We start from the raw sequence: 16,835 nt of genomic DNA on the forward strand, positions 1-16,835 counted from the left end.
GGGAGGAACATCGATGACACGCATGACCAGAAGGGGCGTGGTTGGCGCCCTCGCCGCCCTTTCCCTCGCAGCCGGCCTTGCCCTGCCGGCCAGCGCCGACGACGCCTATCCGACGGGGCCGATCACCATGCTGGTCGGCTACGCGCCGGGCGGGCAGACCGACCTCGTGGCGCGCGCCGCCGCAAAGGTGATGTCGGACCAGCTCGGCGTGCCGATCAACGTGGTCAACAAGCCCGGCGCCGGCGGCGCGGTGGCGGCGCGCGAACTCACCCAGGCGAAGCCGGACGGCTACACGCTGCTCTTCCACTCCAACACCGTGGTCAACTCCGCCCCCTTCATCATGGAACGGGTGGACTTCACGCCGGACGACTTCGAGTACGCCGGCATGATCACCGCCTACCAGGTCGGCCTCGCCACCCAGAAGGACGCCCCCTTCGACACGCTTCCCGAGTTCATCGCCTGGGCGAAGGAGAACCCGGGCTTCAGCTACGGCGCGCTCAGCCCCGAGGCCCGCCTCTACATGGAGGAGATCGCGAAGAAGGAGGGGCTCAAGGCCAACATCGTTCCGCTCAAGGGGGGCAGCGAGATGATCAACGCGATCCTCGGCAACCAGGTCGTCCTCGCCTTCTCGGGCGGGCTGCACAACAAGTACCCCGACCAGATGAAGATGATCAGCGCGCTGACCACCTTCCGCCACCCCTCCGACCCGGACGTGAAGACGATCGAGGAGGACGGGTTCGCGCTCGGCATGGATTCCCGCACCACGCTGTTCCTGCCCAAGGGCACGCCGCGGCCGATCCTCGACAGGCTGGCGGGCGCCCTGGAGGCGGCCCAGACCGACCCGACCTTCAAGAAGGTGACCGAGGCGGCAAGCATTCCGATCATGTACCTGGGCGTCGACGACGCCTACGCGGAGATGCGGAACACCTACGCCAAGAACAAGGAAATCATGAAGGGCGCCGGTCTGGCCGAGTAGGCCGGCCACACGCCGCGGACCGCCCGGTCCGCGGCGCTTTTTGTGTCGATTCAAGAGAGGCCATCATGTTCCAGCCGCTCGAAGGCGTGCGCGTGTTCGATCTCAGCCAGGTCCTCGCCGGGCCGTATGCGACCTACCAGCTGGCGCTGATGGGCGCGGAGATCCTGAAGATCGAGCAGCCGGGAACCGGCGACTGGACCCGCGTCGGAGGCGCCCTTCCGGAACTCGCCGAGCGCCACATGGCCCTGGGATTCCTGACCCACAACGCGGGGAAGAAGTCCGTTACGCTGAACCTCAAGACCCCCGAAGGCCTGGAGATTGCCAGAACGCTCGCGGCAACGGCCGACGTGTTCGTGGAGAACTTCAAGCCCGGCGTCGCGGCCCGCCTGGGCCTCGGCTTCGAGGTGGTGCGGGCACTCAACCCGAAGATCGTCTACTGCTCGATTTCCGCCTACGGCCAGGATGGCCCGCTCAGCCACCGGCCGGCCTACGATCATGTGATCCAGGGCATGTGCGGCATCATGCTCACCACCGGCCAGGCCGGCAGCGGCCCGAACAAGGTCGGCGCGCCCTATGTCGACTACGCCACCGGCATGAATGCCGCGATGGCCATCATGGCCGGACTGCGGGAGGTGGACCGCACCGGCAAGGCGGTGCAGATCGACGTCGCCATGCTCGATACGGCGCTGATGCTGATGGCATCGCTGATGACCCAGCACCTGACGACCGGCTGGAAGCCGGCCCAGTACGGCAACGAGGCGTGGAGCGCGAGCCCCTCCTCCGGCGCCTTCGACACCTCCGACGGCATGCTGATGCTCGCCGCCAACCATGACACGCAGTTTCGCAATCTCTGCCAGGCGATCGGCCGCGGCGACATCCTGCAGGATCCGCGCTGGGCGGAGGAGGCCGTGCGGGGCGAGAATTTCGCCAGCCTGCGCAAGACGCTTCAGGAGACCTTCCTGACCCGTCCGGCGGCTGAATGGGAGGAGATCCTCGACCGCGCCGCGGTCCCGGCTGCCCGGGTCCGCGGGCTCGACGAGGTCATGGCCGAGCCCCAGGTCCATGCCCGGGCCCTCACCAGCGAGATCCGGATCGACGGGCACGAGGGCGGCATCCACGTGCCGACGATGAGCTTCAAGGCGAACGGCGCGAACGCGCACCCCAGCCGCCCTCCGGCGGAATTGGGTGCCGACACGCGCGAGGTGCTCTGCGCCGCGGGCGTCGACCCGGAGCGCATCGCCAAGCTGCGCGCGAAGGGCGTCATCTGATGCGGACTGGCCGCGGCGAGTGTCGATCCGCCCCGGCCAGCCCGCGGAGCACAGGAGCCTCGCGCCCGTCCTCGGACCTAGAGCGAGGCCGAAACGGCGGACGAAACGTCGGCAGTGCCCGTCCTCGCGACCTCCTCGATGATCGTCAGGAAGGCTGCCTGCAGCGGTGCCGGCTTCCAGTCGCGCCGGGTCGTGACGCCGATCTCGCGCGACGTCTCCGGAAGCACCATCGGCAGGGCCGCCAGCAATCCGAGTTCCGCCTCGAACGTGATTTGCCGGCGAGACAGCAATGCCAGCCTGTCCGACTGGACCAGCAGCGCGCGCAGGATCGACAGCGACGAGCACTCGATCAGGCCGAAGTCCGGCAGCTCCTCGCCGAAAAGCACGTCGAAGTGATGCCGGATCGGCGTACCGGCGCGGGTCATCACCCACGGATAGCGGCGCAGGTCGTCCGTCCGGAGATCCGCCCGCCCCGAAAGGGGGTGACCCTTGCGGGCGATCACCGCAAGGCTGTCGCGCAGGAGCGGCCGTTCGGCGAGATCGGATCCCTCGGGGTGTCCGCGCAGGCGCCCGATGATCATGTCGATATCGCCCCGCTTCAGCCGATCGACGAGGCTCTCGTAGTCAAGCTCCGTCACGTCGATCGAACAGCCGGGATAGCGCCGGCACAGTTCGGTGATCGCGGCGGGGAGCAGATCGGCACGGATGAGCGGCAGCGAGCCGATGACCAGCCGCCCGTGACGAAGCCCATGCAGACCGTCGACATCGGCGAACGCCATCTCGATCTCCTTGAAGGCGAGACCGGCAAGACGGGCGAGATCGCGCGCCAGCGGCGTGACGGTGATGCCGAAGCCGTCACTGCGGAACAGGTCGTGGCCGATCAGTCGCTCGAACTGGCGGGCGGCGCGATGCACCGTCGGCTGAGCCACGTGGAGCGCCGCCGCGGCTCCGGAGAAGCCGCCGGCCTTGTCGATCGCCAGCAGGACCTCGAGCTGGGAGAAGGTCACCACGCGCGCCAGGACCGCGGCGCCGCGGCGCCGGCCCGTATCGACCCGCACCTGCATGCGGCGGAGGAGCTCGAGGATCCGCCTCACCCGGAGGACGACGAGCGCGCCTTCCTCCGTCAGGCGCGCCCCGTTGCGTCCGCGTACCAGCAGCCTGGCGCCGAAGATCGCTTCCAGGCGGGTGATCGCCTGGCTGACCGCCGGTTGCGTCAGCCCGGTGGCGCTGGCGGCTCCATGTACCGTGCCCGCCCGTGCGGCTGCATCCAGCAGCCGGAGATGGCGAAGGTTCACGCGGTGGACGTCGGCGGCCATCGTGCGGGGCTCTCTCTTCGGCGACGGGCAATCGGGAGAATAGCCAAAACTTATGGAAGGGGCGCCAGAAGTTCTTGGATAATTCTCAGCGCGTTTCCTAACTTTCCCTGCCGCAGAGCCGCACCGGAGCTTCGGATGCCGGCGCGCGCCAAGGAGGAAAAATGAATCAAGCGGCTGCCAGTCCCGAGCAGAAGCCCCGGAATCCGCTGCCGGATCTGCATCCGCGCACACCGCGCGTGGCGCTGCCGGACGGAGCGATCGACGCGCACATGCATCTCTTCGGTCCGGCAGACCGATATCCCTTCAGCGCGACGAGCAAGTACGTGTCCGACGACCTGCTGCCCGAGACCTATTTCGAGGTCGCCCACGTGCTCGGCGTGGACAAGGCAGTTCTGGTCAGCGGCGGCGGCTACGGCACAGACACCCGCCACCTGAAGGACACGCTGGCGCGCTTCCCCGACCGCCTGCGCGGCGTCGCCCTTCTGGCCGAAACGTCCACTTCCGCGGAGATGGCTGAGCTCGACGGGCTCGGGGTGCGCGGGCTGCGCTTCGTCGGCCCGTCCCACGGCGGCGGGCTTCCGAAGATCTCGCCGCGCATGGCCGCGATGGCCCACGAGCTGGGCTGGCACGTACAGTTCTATCCGCACGGCGACGAGATCCTGCAGGTGTCGCAGCAATTGCTGGACCTCCCGAACGCGGCGATCGTCCTCGATCACTTCGCCAACATCCCGGCGGCCGGCGGAACGGATCAACCCGCCTTCAGGCGCGTTCTGGAGATGATGGACACCGGGCGCGTGTGGGTGAAGCTCTCCGGTCCGATGCGTTGCACTCAGGAGGAGCCGCCCTATCCGAGCGTCACGCCGCTTGCCCACGCGCTGGTCGACCACGCACCCGAACGGCTCGTCTGGGGAACGGACTGGCCGCACGTGAACATGATCGGACGGACGATGCCGAACGACGGGCTCCTGGTCGACCTGCTGGCGGAATGGGTCCCGGACGAGGCGGTCCGCGCGACGATCGCCCGCGACAATGCGAGGACGCTTTACGGCTTTGAATGAGCCCGAAAAGGGCCGGTGCCACACAGACGAACCGAGGGAGGATTCGAACGATGAAACGCCTTGCCACCACGTGCCTTGCCGCAACGGCCCTTTTCGCCTCGGGTTTCGCCGCCTCGGCGCGCGAGCTGACCTATGACAACCACCTTCCGCCGCAGCATCCCGTCAACCGCGCGATGGAGACGTATTTCGCCGCCGTGAAGGATGCCACCGGCGGGGAGCTCGATTTCCAGATGTACGTCGGCGGCGCGCTCGGGGGCGGCAACGCGCTCCTCAGCATCCTGCGCGACGGACTGTCCGACGCCGGCATGCTCAACCCGGTCTACGAGCCCAAGCAGCTTCAGGTGGAATCGCTGCTCTCGGAGCTCATGGTGGCCGATCCCCGGGTGCTGGTCGGCGCGATGAACGAGATGGTCGACCTGCACTGCCCCGCCTGCACCGAGGAGCTGGCGGCGGTCAACGCGGTGCCGATCATGAGCTTCGCGGTGCCGAGCTTCCAGCTCCTTTGCAACAAGCCCATGCACTCGATGGAGGATGCCGAGGGCACCCGCGTGCGCGCCGTCGGCTCGCTGTCGCTGATCGCCAAGACCTTCAACATGGTGCCCGTGAACCTCACCAGCGACGAGGTCTACGAGGGCCTGCAGCGCGGCCAGATCGACTGCGCGGCCGCGCCCTTCGACTGGCTGGAGACCAACAACCTGAAGGAAGTGGCGGACAACCTGGTGGAAACGCCGCTCGGCGCCATCGGCGGGCTTCTGCACCTGGCGGTCAACAAATCCGTCTGGGACGGCATGACCGATGAACAGCGACAGGCGATGATCGACCGGACGGCGGAGACGCTGGCGGAAATCACCTTCAACTACAACGCGGGAAGCGAGAAGGCGCTGGCGGCCGCGAAGGCCGAAGGGGCCGAGGTCTATCCGATGGGCGATAACATGAAGCAGGCGCTGGACACGTTCCGCAAGAACGAGATCACCCGCATCGTGGAGAAGGCGAACGCGGCCGGCGTCGATCAGGCCCAGGCGCTCTTCGACACCTACACGGGTCTCCTGGAGAAGTGGGAAGGCATCGTGGCCGGTCCTGGCAAGGAGCAGGCGGGATACGCCAAGGCCTTGCAGGACGAGATCTACTCGAAGCTCTGAGCATGACCCGGACCGAAACCCCGGATGCGCCGGGCGCCGTCGAGGCAGCGCTCGGCCTCGTGTCGCGCGCGTTTGCGGTGGTCGCCGGGGTGACAGTGCTGCTGATGATGCTGCACGTCACGACCGACGTGCTCACGAAGTATCTTCTCAACATGCCGATCGTCGGCACGCTCGAGATCGTCTCCCACTACTACATGGTCGCGGCGATCTTCCTGCCGCTCGCGGCGGTGGAACGCCGCCGCGGCCATCTGTTCGTGGAACTGTTCACCGCCAAGCTCGCGCCGCGCGCCATCCTCGGCCTCGACGCGATGGGCTGCCTGCTCGGCGTGATCTTCGCCGGGTCCATTACCTGGATGAGCACCATCGAGGCGCTGCGGCGCACCCGGTCCGGCGAGATCATCGACGCCGTCTACTACACCATTCCGATCTGGCCGACCCGCTGGCTGGTTCCGCTCGGAGCCGGGCTGCTGGCGCTCATGTGGCTCCTGCATGGCGTGATCTATCTGCGGCGGATCGGCGAGCGGAACCCGGAAGTCCCCGCCGCCGCCCAGGAGGAATTCTGATGGCCCTCTTGCGCCCGGAAGCAGTCCGTCCATGACCTCGCTCGAAGTCGGCTTCACGGGCCTCGGCTGTGTGGTGGTTCTCCTCATGCTGCGCGTGCCGATCGCCGTGGCGCTCGGCCTGGTGTCGCTGTGCGGGATGTGGGTCATTCGCGGGCCGGTCGCCGCCTTCGGCTCGCTCGGCACCCTCACCTACGACTTTGCGGCCAACTGGTCGCTGTCGGCCGTGCCGATGTTCCTGCTGCTGGGGGCCGTCACCTACCGGACCGGCATAACCGGTGCGCTCTACACCGCGGCCCGGGTGTGGCTGAACTGGCTGCCGGGCGGCCTTGCCGTGGCCACCAACTTCGCCTCCGCCGGGTTCGCTGCCATGTGCGGATCGAGCGTCGCCACCGCCGCCGCCATGGGCCGTATCGCGATCCCGGAAATGCTCAGCCGGGGTTACGACAAGGCGCTTGCCGCCGGAACCGTCGCGGCCGCCGGCACCCTCGGGGCGCTCATCCCGCCCAGCATTCTCTTCATCCTGTACGGCTGGTTCACCGAACAGCCGATCGGTCGGCTTCTGATCGCCGGCACCCTCCCCGGTCTGCTCACCGCCGCGATCTACGCCGGCATGATCGTCGCGCGCTGCCGCGCCAATCCGTCGCTCGCGCCGCCGGCGCCGGCGGCGTCCGACCCGAACGAGAAGTGGCGCCAGCTCGCGCGCGTCTGGCCGATCCCGCTGCTGATCTTCGCCATCATCGGCGGGATCTACGGGGGCGTGGTCACCCCCACCGAGGCCGGCGCGTTCGGCGCGTTCGTGGCCATTGTCATCGCCGCGGTGCAGGGCCGGATGTCGTTCGCGGTGCTGCGCGACAGCATCACCGATGCGGTGCGCACGACCGGCTCGATCTTCATCATCGCCATCGCCGCGATCCTGCTCACGCGCTTTCTCGCCCTGTCGGGCGTGCCGCGCTTTCTCTCCGCGTTCGTCATCGACTCGGGCATCAGCGGCATCCCGCTGATCCTCGCCATCGCGGTGATCTACATCATCCTCGGCATGTTCCTGGACGCGATCGGGCTGATGCTGCTGACCCTGCCGATCTTCCTGCCGATCTTCAGGGCGGCCGGCTTCGACATGATCTGGATGGGCGTGCTGGTGGTGAAGTTCCTGGAGATCGGCGTGCTCACGCCCCCCGTCGGCATCAACGCCTTCGTGGTCAAGCAGGTGGCCGGCGACGCCATCCCGCTGACCACCGTCTTCCGCGGGATCGGCTGGTTCCTGGCCTGCGAGGTCGTGGTGATCGGGCTGCTGATCGCCTTCCCGCAGATCTCGCTGGTGCTGCCCAACCTGATGTAGGCACCGCGCGCCTCGCGCGGTGCGGACGCTTCACCCGCCGCTACGCGCTCGTCGAGCGCGCCGCCACCGCGACGTTGTCGATGAGGCGGACGTCGCCGAGCCAGGCGGCCACCAGCAGCCGGGCCGGACGGTCGAGCTGGACCAGCGGCGCCAGGTCGTCCTCCCCGCGCACCTCCAGATACTCCACCTCGCGAAAGCCGGACGCGACGATGGCAGCGCGGGCCTCGCCGAGAACGGCTTCGGGCGCGTCGCCGCGCCCCAGCCGCGCGGCCGCGTCCGTCAACGCACGGGCCAGTTCTGGCGCGATCGCCCGCTCCGACGGCGACAGCCGCGCATTCCGCGACGACATCGCCAGTCCGTCCGCCTCGCGCACCGTCGGGCAGCCGATCACCTCGATCGGAATGTCGAGGTCGCGCGCCATGCGGCGCACCACGTGAAGCTGCTGGAAGTCCTTCTCCCCGAACATGGCGACATCGGCGCCGGTCTGCAGGAAAAGCTTCGAGACGACGGTCGAGACCCCGTCGAAATGGCCGGGCCGAAACGCCCCGCACAGGCCCTCGGTTATGCCGGAAACCGAGACGGTCGTCGCGAACCCCGCCGGATACATCTCCGCGGCGTCGGGCGCATAAAGGACATGCCCCCCGGCACCGACCACCTTGCGCGCGTCGTCCTCTTCCGTGCGCGGATAGGCGGCGAGATCGCCCGGATTGTTGAACTGCTTGGGATTGACGAACAGCGTCACGATCACCCGGTCGGCCACCGCGAGCCCCGCCTCGACGAGGCTCAGATGGCCGGCATGCAGCGCGCCCATGGTCGGGACGACCGCGACGCGGCATCCCTCGCCGCGCCAGGCCGCCACCTGCGCGCGCAGGTCCGCCACCGTGCGGATGATGTCGAGGCTCATGCGGCGTCTCCCCGCCCCACGGCCTTCGACGCATCGCCGAACACGTGTTCATCCGCCGGGAAGCGGCGCGCACGAACGTCGGCGGCGTACGCTTCGATCGCGCCGGAGATGGTCTCTCCGACGGCGGCGTACCGCTTGACGAACTTCGGCCTGAAGTCGGTGAAGGCACCGATCATGTCGTCGATCACCAGCACCTGCCCGTCGCAATCGGCGGACGCCCCAATGCCGATGGTCGGGATCGCGATGCGTTCGGTGATCCGTCGCGCGAGCGGCGCCGGGATCTTCTCCAGAACCACCGCGAAGGCGCCCGCCTCCGCGACCGCGACCGCATCCTCCAGCACCCGCTCGCCGGCGTCGCCGCGCCCCTGCACCTTGTAGCCGCCGAAGGTGTTCACCGCCTGGGGTGTCAGCCCGATATGCGCCATCACCGGAATGCCGCGCGCGCTCAGGAAGCGGATCGTCTCCGCCATTGCCACGCCGCCCTCGAGCTTCACGGCCGCGCAGCCGGTCTCCGCCATCAGCCGGGCCGCGTTGCGGAAGGCCTGGGCAGGCCCCTCCTCGTAGGTTCCGAACGGCATGTCGACCACCAGCAGCGCCCTGGACAACCCGCGCCGGACGGCTTTGCCGTGCATGATCATCATCTCGAGGGTGACGCCGAGCGTCGATTCCAGGCCGTGCAGCACCATGCCGACGCTGTCGCCGACGAGAACCACGTCGCAGTGGAGGTCGACGAGCCGCGCAACCGGAGTCGTGTAGGCCGTCAGGCAGACCAGCGGGGTCCCGCCCTTGCGCGCCGCGATCTCGGGTGGCGTGATCGCTCGCGCGTCGTTCGTCGCACTCATACCCAGTCCTTCATCCGTGAATTGCTTGACCTGCCGGCTCAGCCGCCGCGCAGGGAGACCAGCCGTCCGCGCAGGATCCGGCGCAGGTCGTTGAAGTCCTTGTCGGACATGTCCGCGAATGCCGACTTCTCGATCTCGTCGGCGATCCGGTCGCACTCCTTCAGCGTCTCCTGGCCACTGCCGGTGAGCGATGCCGTCAGGATCCGCTTGTTCTCCGCGCTCGCCTCGCGCTGCAGCAGCCCTCGCTTCTCGAGGCCCGTGACGATCTCGTTCATGGTCTGGGGGGTCACGAAGAAGCGGCGTGAAAGCTCGGCCGAGGAGATGCCGTTCCGCGATCCGACGATCGACAGCACCGTATACTGGATGCCTGTGAGGCTCAGTCCCCTGAGCGCCTGCTCGAGCTGCGAGCGAACCGCCTGGTTCGCCTGGTTCAGCAGATACATTGTCCGCGGCCGGAGCGATATCCGCTCGGACCGGCCATCAGCATCGCTTGACAATATCAGGGCCCCTTATTTAAGCATCACGTACAGTGTTTAGCTCAAGGAGCCGGAAAATGACAGGCAACCCGGGGGAAATGCACCCCTCCGCACAGGATCGCGCCAAGGGGTGGGGTGACAACGTTCTCGTGGATATCGAGGACGGCATTGCCTGGGTGACGCTGAACCGGCCCGACAAGCGCAACGCGATCAATCCCGGCATCGTCTGGGAGATGAACGCGGTTCTCGACGCCATCGAGGAGGACGACGCGGTCCAGGTCGTCGTCATCACCGGCTCTGGCGACGCCTTCTCCGCCGGACAGGATCTGAAGGAATATTTCCGCGAACCCGATGCCGGCCCGCCGCTCGACCGCGAACGCCTGTACCGCGCCAATGCCGCATGGCAGTGGCGCCGGATGATGTACTTCCCCAAGCCGACCATCGCGATGGTCAACGGCTGGTGCTTCGGCGGTGCGTTCCAGGTGCTCATCGGGTGCGACCTGGCCATCGCGTCCGAGGACGCGACCTTCGGCCTCTCCGAGATCAACTGGGGCATCATCCCCGCCGGCATCGTGACGAAGTCGCTCGCCGAGGTGATGAGCCAGCGCGATGCGATGTACTACATCATGACCGGCGAAACCTTCTCCGGCACGCAGGCGGCCGAGATGAAGGTTGTCAACACGGCCGTGCCGGCTTCCGAGCTGAAGGCGCGCACCAAGAAGCTCGCCGACACGCTCAAGGAGAAGAACCCGTTCGTGCTCCGCTCGGCGAAGACCGCCTACCACCACGTCAAGTCGATGCCGTGGGACACTGCGCTGGAGTACCTGATGGCGAAGTCGGACCAGACCAAGTATCGCGACCCCGAGCGCGGCGACCAGAAGGGAATGAAGCAGTTCCTCGACGACAAGACCTACCGGCCGGGCCTGCAGTCCTACGATCGCAACCGCTAGGTCGCGTTCCGTCCGGATCGGTTCGCTCCGGGCGGAATGGAATCGCGCAACGAACCGAAGCCGGAGCCGTCTCCGTTCGGTCAGGCGTCACCGCCTGGCCGAGGCAGGCTCCGGAGCCATGGGGGTGGCGCGCCGCCCCCATGGCCGCTTGAACCCGATGACACATCGATCACCCGCATGGTCTCGGATCGCGGCGATCCGGGCCATCGTGCTGCAGGCATCCGTTACCCATGAGTGAGTCCCGTTCGAGCATCGAGAGGCTGCTGCGCCCGCGGTCGATCGCCATCGTTGGCGCGTCGCCCGAGCCGTTCAGCCTCGGCAACAACGTCCTGTCGAACTTCGCGACCTTCGCCTACGACGGCCCGCTGCACCTTGTGAGCCGCAAGAACACCGAAATCGACGGCCGCCCCTGTGTCGGCTCGATTTCCGAGCTCCCCTCGGGCATCGATCTGGTCGCGCTGGTCGTTCCGGCGAGCGTCGTGACCCAATCGGTGGCCGAATGCGCGGAACGGGGCGTCGGCGGCGTCGTGGTGTTCGCCTCCGGCTTTGCCGAGCTCGGCGAGGACGGCATCCGCGCCCAGGCGGAGATGGCACGGATCGCCGACGACGCGGGCATCGCCCTCCTCGGCCCCAACTGCCTCGGCTTCACCAATTTCGTCGACGGCGTGCCGATGACCTTCGAGCGGATCTCGCCGAAGGTGGCGTCCGGAACCGGCGTCGCCGTCATCGCACAGAGCGGGGCGATGACGGGCAACATCCGCGAGGCGCTGCGCAGCCGCGCGGTCCCCGTCGCCTACGCGATCTCGACCGGCAACGAGGCCGTCACCGCCGCCGAACAGGTGATGTCGGCCCTCGTCGACGATCCGTCCGTCGGATCGTTCGCGGTGTTCGTGGAACAGATCCGCGATCCGGGCCTCTTCATGGAGTGCGCGCGACGGGCCTGGGCGCTCGACAAGCCCGTCGTGCTGATGCATCCGGGCCGCAGCGAGCGGTCGCGCGAGGCCGCCCAATCGCACACCGGCGCCATGGCCGGCGACCACGCCGTCATGGAGACCTTCGTCCGCGCCTGCGGCGTCACCCTGGCCGACAGCTTCGACGAACTGTTCGACACCACCGTGCTGCGCCACCGCTACCCGCAGTCGCGGGTCGAGGGGCTCGGCATCATGACCAACTCCGGCGCCGTCCGCGGCTTCTGCCTGGACTTCAACGAGAGCATCGGCCTGCCGCTGCCGACGCTTGCGGCGGAGACCGGGCAGGCCCTTTCGGAGCTGCTGCCGGATTTCGCGGTGATCGACAATCCCCTCGACATCACCGCCATGGGGATGAGCAAGCCGAGCCTCTTCGGCGACACCTCGGCGGCCATGCTCGCCGATCCCGGCATCGACGCGCTTCTGGTGGCGGCGATGGGCGGCGCGCCGCAGCAGGTGATGGCGAAGTGGAAGTCGCTGCGTCCGGTGCTCGCCAACGCCGAAAAGCCGGTGTCGCTGGTGTTTCTCGCCGACGAGCTGCCGATGCCGGCGGAGTTCATGGACGACATCCGCGAGACCGGCGTGCCGTTCTTCCGCTCGCCGGAACGGGTGATGCGGGCGCTCGCCAACGTGGCAAGGCTCGACTTCGTCGACGACCTGCCGATGCCCGGTTCGCCATCGGTTGCCGGGGCGGCCGACATGCTCCCGGAATACCGGGGCAAGGCCTGCCTGGAAGAGGCCGGCTTCGGCGTGCCGCAGGGCCGGCTCGCGACGACCGCCGACGACGCCTTGGCGATCGCCCGCGAGATCGGCGCTCCCGTGGCGCTCAAGGTCCAGGCTTCGGCGATCTCCCACAAGAGCGACGTCGGCGGCGTGAAGCTGGGCCTCGCCGACGATGCTTCGGTGCGGACCGCCTTCGCCGACATCGAGGCCGCGGTCGCGCGGGCCGCGCCCGGGGTCCGGATCGACGGCATTCTCGTGGAGGAAATGGCACCCCGGTTCCCGCTCGAGATGGTCGTTTCCGCCCGCCGCGACCCCGCCTGGGGCGTGGTGGTGATCGCGGGCCTCGGCGGTGTCTTCACCGAGCTGATGCACGACATCCGGATGTTCCCGGCCGGGCTCTCGAAGGAGCGCATCCGCGCCGAGATCGACAAGTTGCGCGGTGCGCCGCTGCTTCACGGATATCGCGGCGGCGAGACCCTCGACGTCGATGCCGTGGTGGACACACTCTACCGGCTCGGCCGGCTGCTGCTCGACGACCCAAGCTTGGTTGAGGTCGAGATCAATCCGCTGGCGATCTACCCGACGGGCAAGGGCGTGCGAAGCCTGGACGTTCTGGCAACAAAGAAGGCCTGACCATGTCCCATTCCGGCTATCCCGAGCTTGGTCTCTTCATCGACAACAAGCTGGTCCCCGGCAGCGGCGCGGGCGATCGGTTCGTGGTCAATCCCGCCACCGGCGAGACGCTCGCCAGGCTGCCGATCGCCTCGCGCGACGATCTCGACACGGCGCTGTCCTGCGCGTCGCGGGCATTTCCGGCGTGGAAGGCGACCCCCGTCCTGGCGCGCTCCCAGATCCTGCGCAAGGCGGCGTCGCTCATGCGGGAGCGGCTGGAGGAAATCGCCCTCACCATGACCCTGGAACAGGGCAAGGTGCTGGCGGAATCGCGCGTCGAGGTCTCGGCGGCTGCCGACATCATCGACTGGTACGCCGAGGAGGGCCGGCGCGCCTACGGCCGTGTGATCCCGTCCCGCGCGCCGGGCACCCGGTTCCTGACGCTGAAGCTGCCGGTCGGCCCCGTCGCGGCGTTCTCGCCGTGGAACTTCCCGGCGGTGATCCCCGCCCGCAAGGTCGCCGCGTCGCTGGCCGCCGGCTGCACCTGCATCATCAAGCCGGCGGAAGAGACGCCGGGCACCATGCTCGCGATGGCCCGGGCGCTCGCCGATGCCGGCCTGCCCGAAGGCGTGCTCACCGTCGTCACCGGCAACCCGTCCGAGATCTCGACCTACCTCATCGCCTCCCCGATCATCCGCAAGGTCTCGTTCACCGGTTCCACTGCGGTCGGGCGCGAGATCGGCCGGCTCGCGGCCGACGGCGTCAAGCGCACGACGCTGGAGCTCGGCGGGCACGCGCCGGTGCTCGTGCTGGAAGACGCCGACCCCGTGGCCGCCGCCGCGGCCAGCGCGGCCTCCAAGTTCCGCAACGCCGGCCAGGTCTGCATCTCGCCGACGCGCTTCTACGTCCACGACCGAGTCTATGACGACTTCGTCGATGCGTTCGCCGAGAAGGCCGACGCGCTGACCGTCGCCGACGGCGTCAGCGAAGGCGCCCAGATGGGGCCGACGGCCAACCCGCGCCGCGTCTCTGCCATGGAAGCGCTGACGGCCGATGCCGTCTCCGCCGGCGCCCGCGTCGTGGCCGGCGGCGAGCGCGGCTCCAACCAGGGCTTCTTCTGGCAGCCCACGGTGATCGCCGACGTGCCCGACACCGCGCGCATCATGAACGAGGAGCCGTTCGGGCCAGTCGCCGTCATCCGGCGCATCGGCTCGGTCGACGAGGCCATCGCGGAGGCCAACCGCCTCCCCTACGGCCTTGCTGCCTATGCCTTCACCCGCTCCAGCGCGCACTCGATCCGCCTCGGCGAACAGGTCGAGACCGGCATGCTCGGCATCAACAACTTCCTCATCAACATGCCGGAAACGCCGTTCGGCGGCGTCAAGGAAAGCGGCTACGGCAGCGAAGGCGGCATCGAGGGTCTCGACGCCTATCTCGACGTCAAGCTCATCAGCGAAAGCTGACGCGACCGACCCGGGGGGAACACGCGATGGATATGGGCTTCTCCGAAGAGCAGCGGATGCTGCGCGACAGCGTCCGCAAGCTCATGGATCGCCATGCGCCGCCCGACATGGTGGCCCGCCACGACCGGGAGGGCAGCTATCCGTACGCCCTCCACAAGGAGTGGGCGGAAGCGGGACTGATGGCCCTGCCCTTCGACGAGGAGCACGGTGGTCTCGGCGGCTCCGTCATCGACATGGCCATCGTCGGCGAAGAGATCGCCTACACCAGCGCCGACTTCTACATGGCCTACGCTGGCGGGGTCTTCTGCGGGCTGAACATCGCCCGCAAGGGCAGCGAAGAGCAGAAGGCCCGGTTCCTGCCGCCGCTCATGTCGGGCGACCTGCGCATGGCGATCTCGATCTCGGAGGCCGAGGCCGGGTCGGACGTCGGTGCCATGCGCACCACGGCCCGAAAGGCTGGCGACACCTGGCGGGTGGACGGCGACAAGCTCTGGTGCACGGGCGCAGGCGTCGAGAACACCCTCCTGAACGTCTACCTGAAGACCGACCCCAGCGTGTCCCACAGGAAGGGCATGTCGCTTTTCCTCATCGACAACGACGCTGCCGGCGTGGAGCTGAAGAAGCTCGACATGCTCGGGCGGACGTCGACCGGGACCTACGAGATCCGCTTCGACGGGGTCGAGGTCGGCGACGACCGGATCGTCGGCGGCCTCAACAAGGGCTGGGACTGCATCCTGTCCGGCCTGCAGGTCGAGCGGATCGTGTCGGCCGCCGGCAACTGCGGGGCGGCGCGCGCGGTCGTCGACATGGCGGCGGACTATGCCCGGACCCGCACCCAGTTCGGCAGGCCGATTGGATCGAACCAGGCGATCGCCCACATGATCGCCGACATGCGCACCGAGGTGGAAGCCGCGCGCGCCCTGATGTGGCAGGCGGCCTGGAAGGTCTCCACCGGAGCGGACGCGCTGGCGGACATCTCCATGGCCAAGCTGTTCTCCTCGGAGACCTATGCCAAGGTGGCGAACATGGGGATGCAGGTGATGGGCGCCTTCGGCTACTCGATGGAGTTTCCGATGCAGCGCCACTACCGCGACTCCCGCAGCGCGACGATCGCGGCCGGTTCCTCGCAGATGCAGCGCAACCTGATCGCCGGCCTGATGGGCCTCAAGGTCACCTGAGGACGCGGCGCCGTCAGCCGCCACCCGTCCGCGGGCCGGCGCGGGATCGAGACGGCGTCAAAGCCTAAGACCGGGCGTCGCGATCTTCTGCATGGCGGCCTGCGCCTCCGGCGGGATCGACAGCGCCTTGCGCGCCTCCAGGTCGAACGACAACGTGACGCCCTCTCCCGAGAACCACGGCAGGCCGGTCTCGGGATCCAGCAGCCAGTGAACGATGCGCATCGTCCGCGCATCGAAGCCGGCAAGGCCCGAGCGCAGCTCGAAGCGGTCGCCCGCCTTCGGATAGCGGTGATAGAGCAGCCGATACTCGATCATTGCCCCGCCAATGCGCTCGGCCGGCATGTCGAGGTAGTCGGCGAGGTCGCCGCGCAGAGTCGAGCCGACCAGCGGCATGCCCTCGGTGACCGCCGCCAGGAAGCCCTCCAGCCGCACTCTGCCGAAGACATCGCACGCCTCCACGCCGAAGGCCCCGCGGCTCGCGCACATCAGCCCGAGCCGGTCGGCGGCATCCAGGGAAGCCATGGTCTCGACCGGATCGAGGGAGACGCTGCGCGGCTCCGCCTTCTCCGGGACGGTGATCGTCAGCGCCTCGGCCTGCCGGCGCACATCGGCCGGCATCGGACCCGCCGCGCCGGTGACGGCATCGACGGACACCACGGTGGTGCGCATGGTCGCGGCCAGGTCGCCGGTGCGGGTGTGATGGAGCAGGAACTGCACCACCATGCGCTCGTCGGTCACAGACAGGACGCCCGCCGTCATGTGCAGCGGCGCGGCCAGCCGAGCCTCGCGGAGGAAGCGCAGATGCTGCTCGGTGACGATCAGCGTGTCGCCGGCATCGCTCCGAAAGGCCCCCGACAGCCCCAGCTTCGCGGCAATTCCGACCAGTCCCTGGCGCACGAGAGCGTTGTAGTAGCGCGCGCTCAGATGCCCCATCTGGTCGCATTCCCAGGTGTTCACGCTCCCGCGCCAGACTTCCATCTCGGCTCCGCAGACCACGCCCGCCCTCCAGGGTTCTTGTTGCGTCACATACCGTCGCCGCACCCGCCCTTGACGGGCCAGAACG

General features: G+C 68.3%; 15 protein-coding genes. 10 read left to right on the forward strand and 5 right to left on the reverse strand.

Annotation, left to right across the window (positions count from 1 at the left end; translation table 11 throughout):
- Window positions 1-13 precede the first annotated feature (13 nt).
- Both AB7M35_RS05440 and AB7M35_RS05445 read left to right on the forward strand, forming a co-directional pair.
- Window positions 14-976 carry a tripartite tricarboxylate transporter substrate binding protein gene (locus tag AB7M35_RS05440; RefSeq protein ID WP_453957873.1) on the forward strand — a complete coding sequence of 321 codons (963 nt, stop codon included), beginning with the start codon at window positions 14-16 and terminating at the stop codon, window positions 974-976.
- A gap of 65 nt (window positions 977-1,041) precedes the next feature.
- Window positions 1,042-2,244, forward strand: a complete 1,203-nt coding sequence (locus AB7M35_RS05445; RefSeq protein ID WP_453957875.1) for a CaiB/BaiF CoA transferase family protein — start codon at window positions 1,042-1,044, stop codon at window positions 2,242-2,244.
- Between the two features lie 77 nt (window positions 2,245-2,321).
- Here the strand turns inward: AB7M35_RS05445 and AB7M35_RS05450 are convergent, their stop codons facing one another.
- Window positions 2,322-3,560 (reverse strand): LysR family transcriptional regulator, encoded by a 1,239-nt coding sequence (locus AB7M35_RS05450; protein WP_453957876.1) that lies wholly within the window; start codon window positions 3,558-3,560, stop codon window positions 2,322-2,324.
- A gap of 161 nt (window positions 3,561-3,721) precedes the next feature.
- Here AB7M35_RS05450 and AB7M35_RS05455 point away from each other — a divergent pair, with 161 nt between their 5' ends.
- From AB7M35_RS05455 to AB7M35_RS05470, 4 genes are read left to right on the forward strand one after another with little or no spacing between them, the layout of a single operon-like run.
- Window positions 3,722-4,618, forward strand: a complete 897-nt coding sequence (locus AB7M35_RS05455) for an amidohydrolase family protein (protein ID WP_453957878.1) — start codon at window positions 3,722-3,724, stop codon at window positions 4,616-4,618.
- A gap of 50 nt (window positions 4,619-4,668) precedes the next feature.
- Window positions 4,669-5,757, forward strand: coding sequence for a TRAP transporter substrate-binding protein DctP (gene dctP / locus AB7M35_RS05460; RefSeq protein ID WP_453957880.1), 1,089 nt, complete (start codon window positions 4,669-4,671; stop codon window positions 5,755-5,757).
- 2 nt (window positions 5,758-5,759) lie between these two features.
- The gene (locus AB7M35_RS05465) at window positions 5,760-6,320 is read left to right on the forward strand and encodes a TRAP transporter small permease (RefSeq protein ID WP_453957882.1); all 561 of its coding nucleotides are present in this window, start codon (window positions 5,760-5,762) and stop codon (window positions 6,318-6,320) included.
- A gap of 31 nt (window positions 6,321-6,351) precedes the next feature.
- Entirely contained in the window at window positions 6,352-7,656 is a 1,305-nt protein-coding gene (locus AB7M35_RS05470; RefSeq protein ID WP_453957884.1) for a TRAP transporter large permease, read from the forward strand.
- Between the two features lie 40 nt (window positions 7,657-7,696).
- Here AB7M35_RS05470 and panC read toward each other — a convergent pair whose 3' ends face one another.
- From panC to AB7M35_RS05485, 3 genes are read right to left on the reverse strand one after another with little or no spacing between them, the layout of a single operon-like run.
- Entirely contained in the window at window positions 7,697-8,560 is an 864-nt protein-coding gene (panC, locus tag AB7M35_RS05475; protein WP_453957886.1) for a pantoate--beta-alanine ligase, read from the reverse strand.
- Complete coding sequence (gene panB / locus AB7M35_RS05480; protein ID WP_453957888.1) at window positions 8,557-9,402, reverse strand: 3-methyl-2-oxobutanoate hydroxymethyltransferase; 846 nt, start codon at window positions 9,400-9,402, stop codon at window positions 8,557-8,559. Before panB ends, panC begins: the two co-directional genes overlap by 4 nt.
- Before the next feature lie 38 nt (window positions 9,403-9,440).
- Complete coding sequence (locus AB7M35_RS05485; RefSeq protein WP_453957890.1) at window positions 9,441-9,845, reverse strand: MarR family winged helix-turn-helix transcriptional regulator; 405 nt, start codon at window positions 9,843-9,845, stop codon at window positions 9,441-9,443.
- A gap of 131 nt (window positions 9,846-9,976) precedes the next feature.
- On the opposite strand from AB7M35_RS05485, the gene AB7M35_RS05490 reads away from it, so the two are divergent.
- From AB7M35_RS05490 to AB7M35_RS05505, 4 genes are all read left to right on the forward strand, one after another.
- On the forward strand, window positions 9,977-10,828 hold the full coding sequence (locus AB7M35_RS05490; protein WP_453960619.1) for a p-hydroxycinnamoyl CoA hydratase/lyase: 852 nt from the start codon (window positions 9,977-9,979) through the stop codon (window positions 10,826-10,828).
- Window positions 10,829-11,058: 230 nt separating this feature from the next.
- Window positions 11,059-13,152, forward strand: a complete 2,094-nt coding sequence (locus AB7M35_RS05495) for an acetate--CoA ligase family protein (RefSeq protein ID WP_453957892.1) — start codon at window positions 11,059-11,061, stop codon at window positions 13,150-13,152.
- A gap of 2 nt (window positions 13,153-13,154) precedes the next feature.
- Complete coding sequence (locus tag AB7M35_RS05500) at window positions 13,155-14,594, forward strand: NAD-dependent succinate-semialdehyde dehydrogenase (protein WP_453957893.1); 1,440 nt, start codon at window positions 13,155-13,157, stop codon at window positions 14,592-14,594.
- A gap of 26 nt (window positions 14,595-14,620) precedes the next feature.
- Window positions 14,621-15,772, forward strand: coding sequence for an acyl-CoA dehydrogenase family protein (locus AB7M35_RS05505; protein WP_453957895.1), 1,152 nt, complete (start codon window positions 14,621-14,623; stop codon window positions 15,770-15,772).
- Window positions 15,773-15,829: 57 nt separating this feature from the next.
- Here the strand turns inward: AB7M35_RS05505 and AB7M35_RS05510 are convergent, their stop codons facing one another.
- On the reverse strand, window positions 15,830-16,750 hold the full coding sequence (locus AB7M35_RS05510; RefSeq protein WP_453957897.1) for a thioesterase family protein: 921 nt from the start codon (window positions 16,748-16,750) through the stop codon (window positions 15,830-15,832).
- Between the last annotated feature and the right edge of the window lie 85 nt (window positions 16,751-16,835).

Source organism: Amorphus suaedae, from assembly GCF_053629675.1.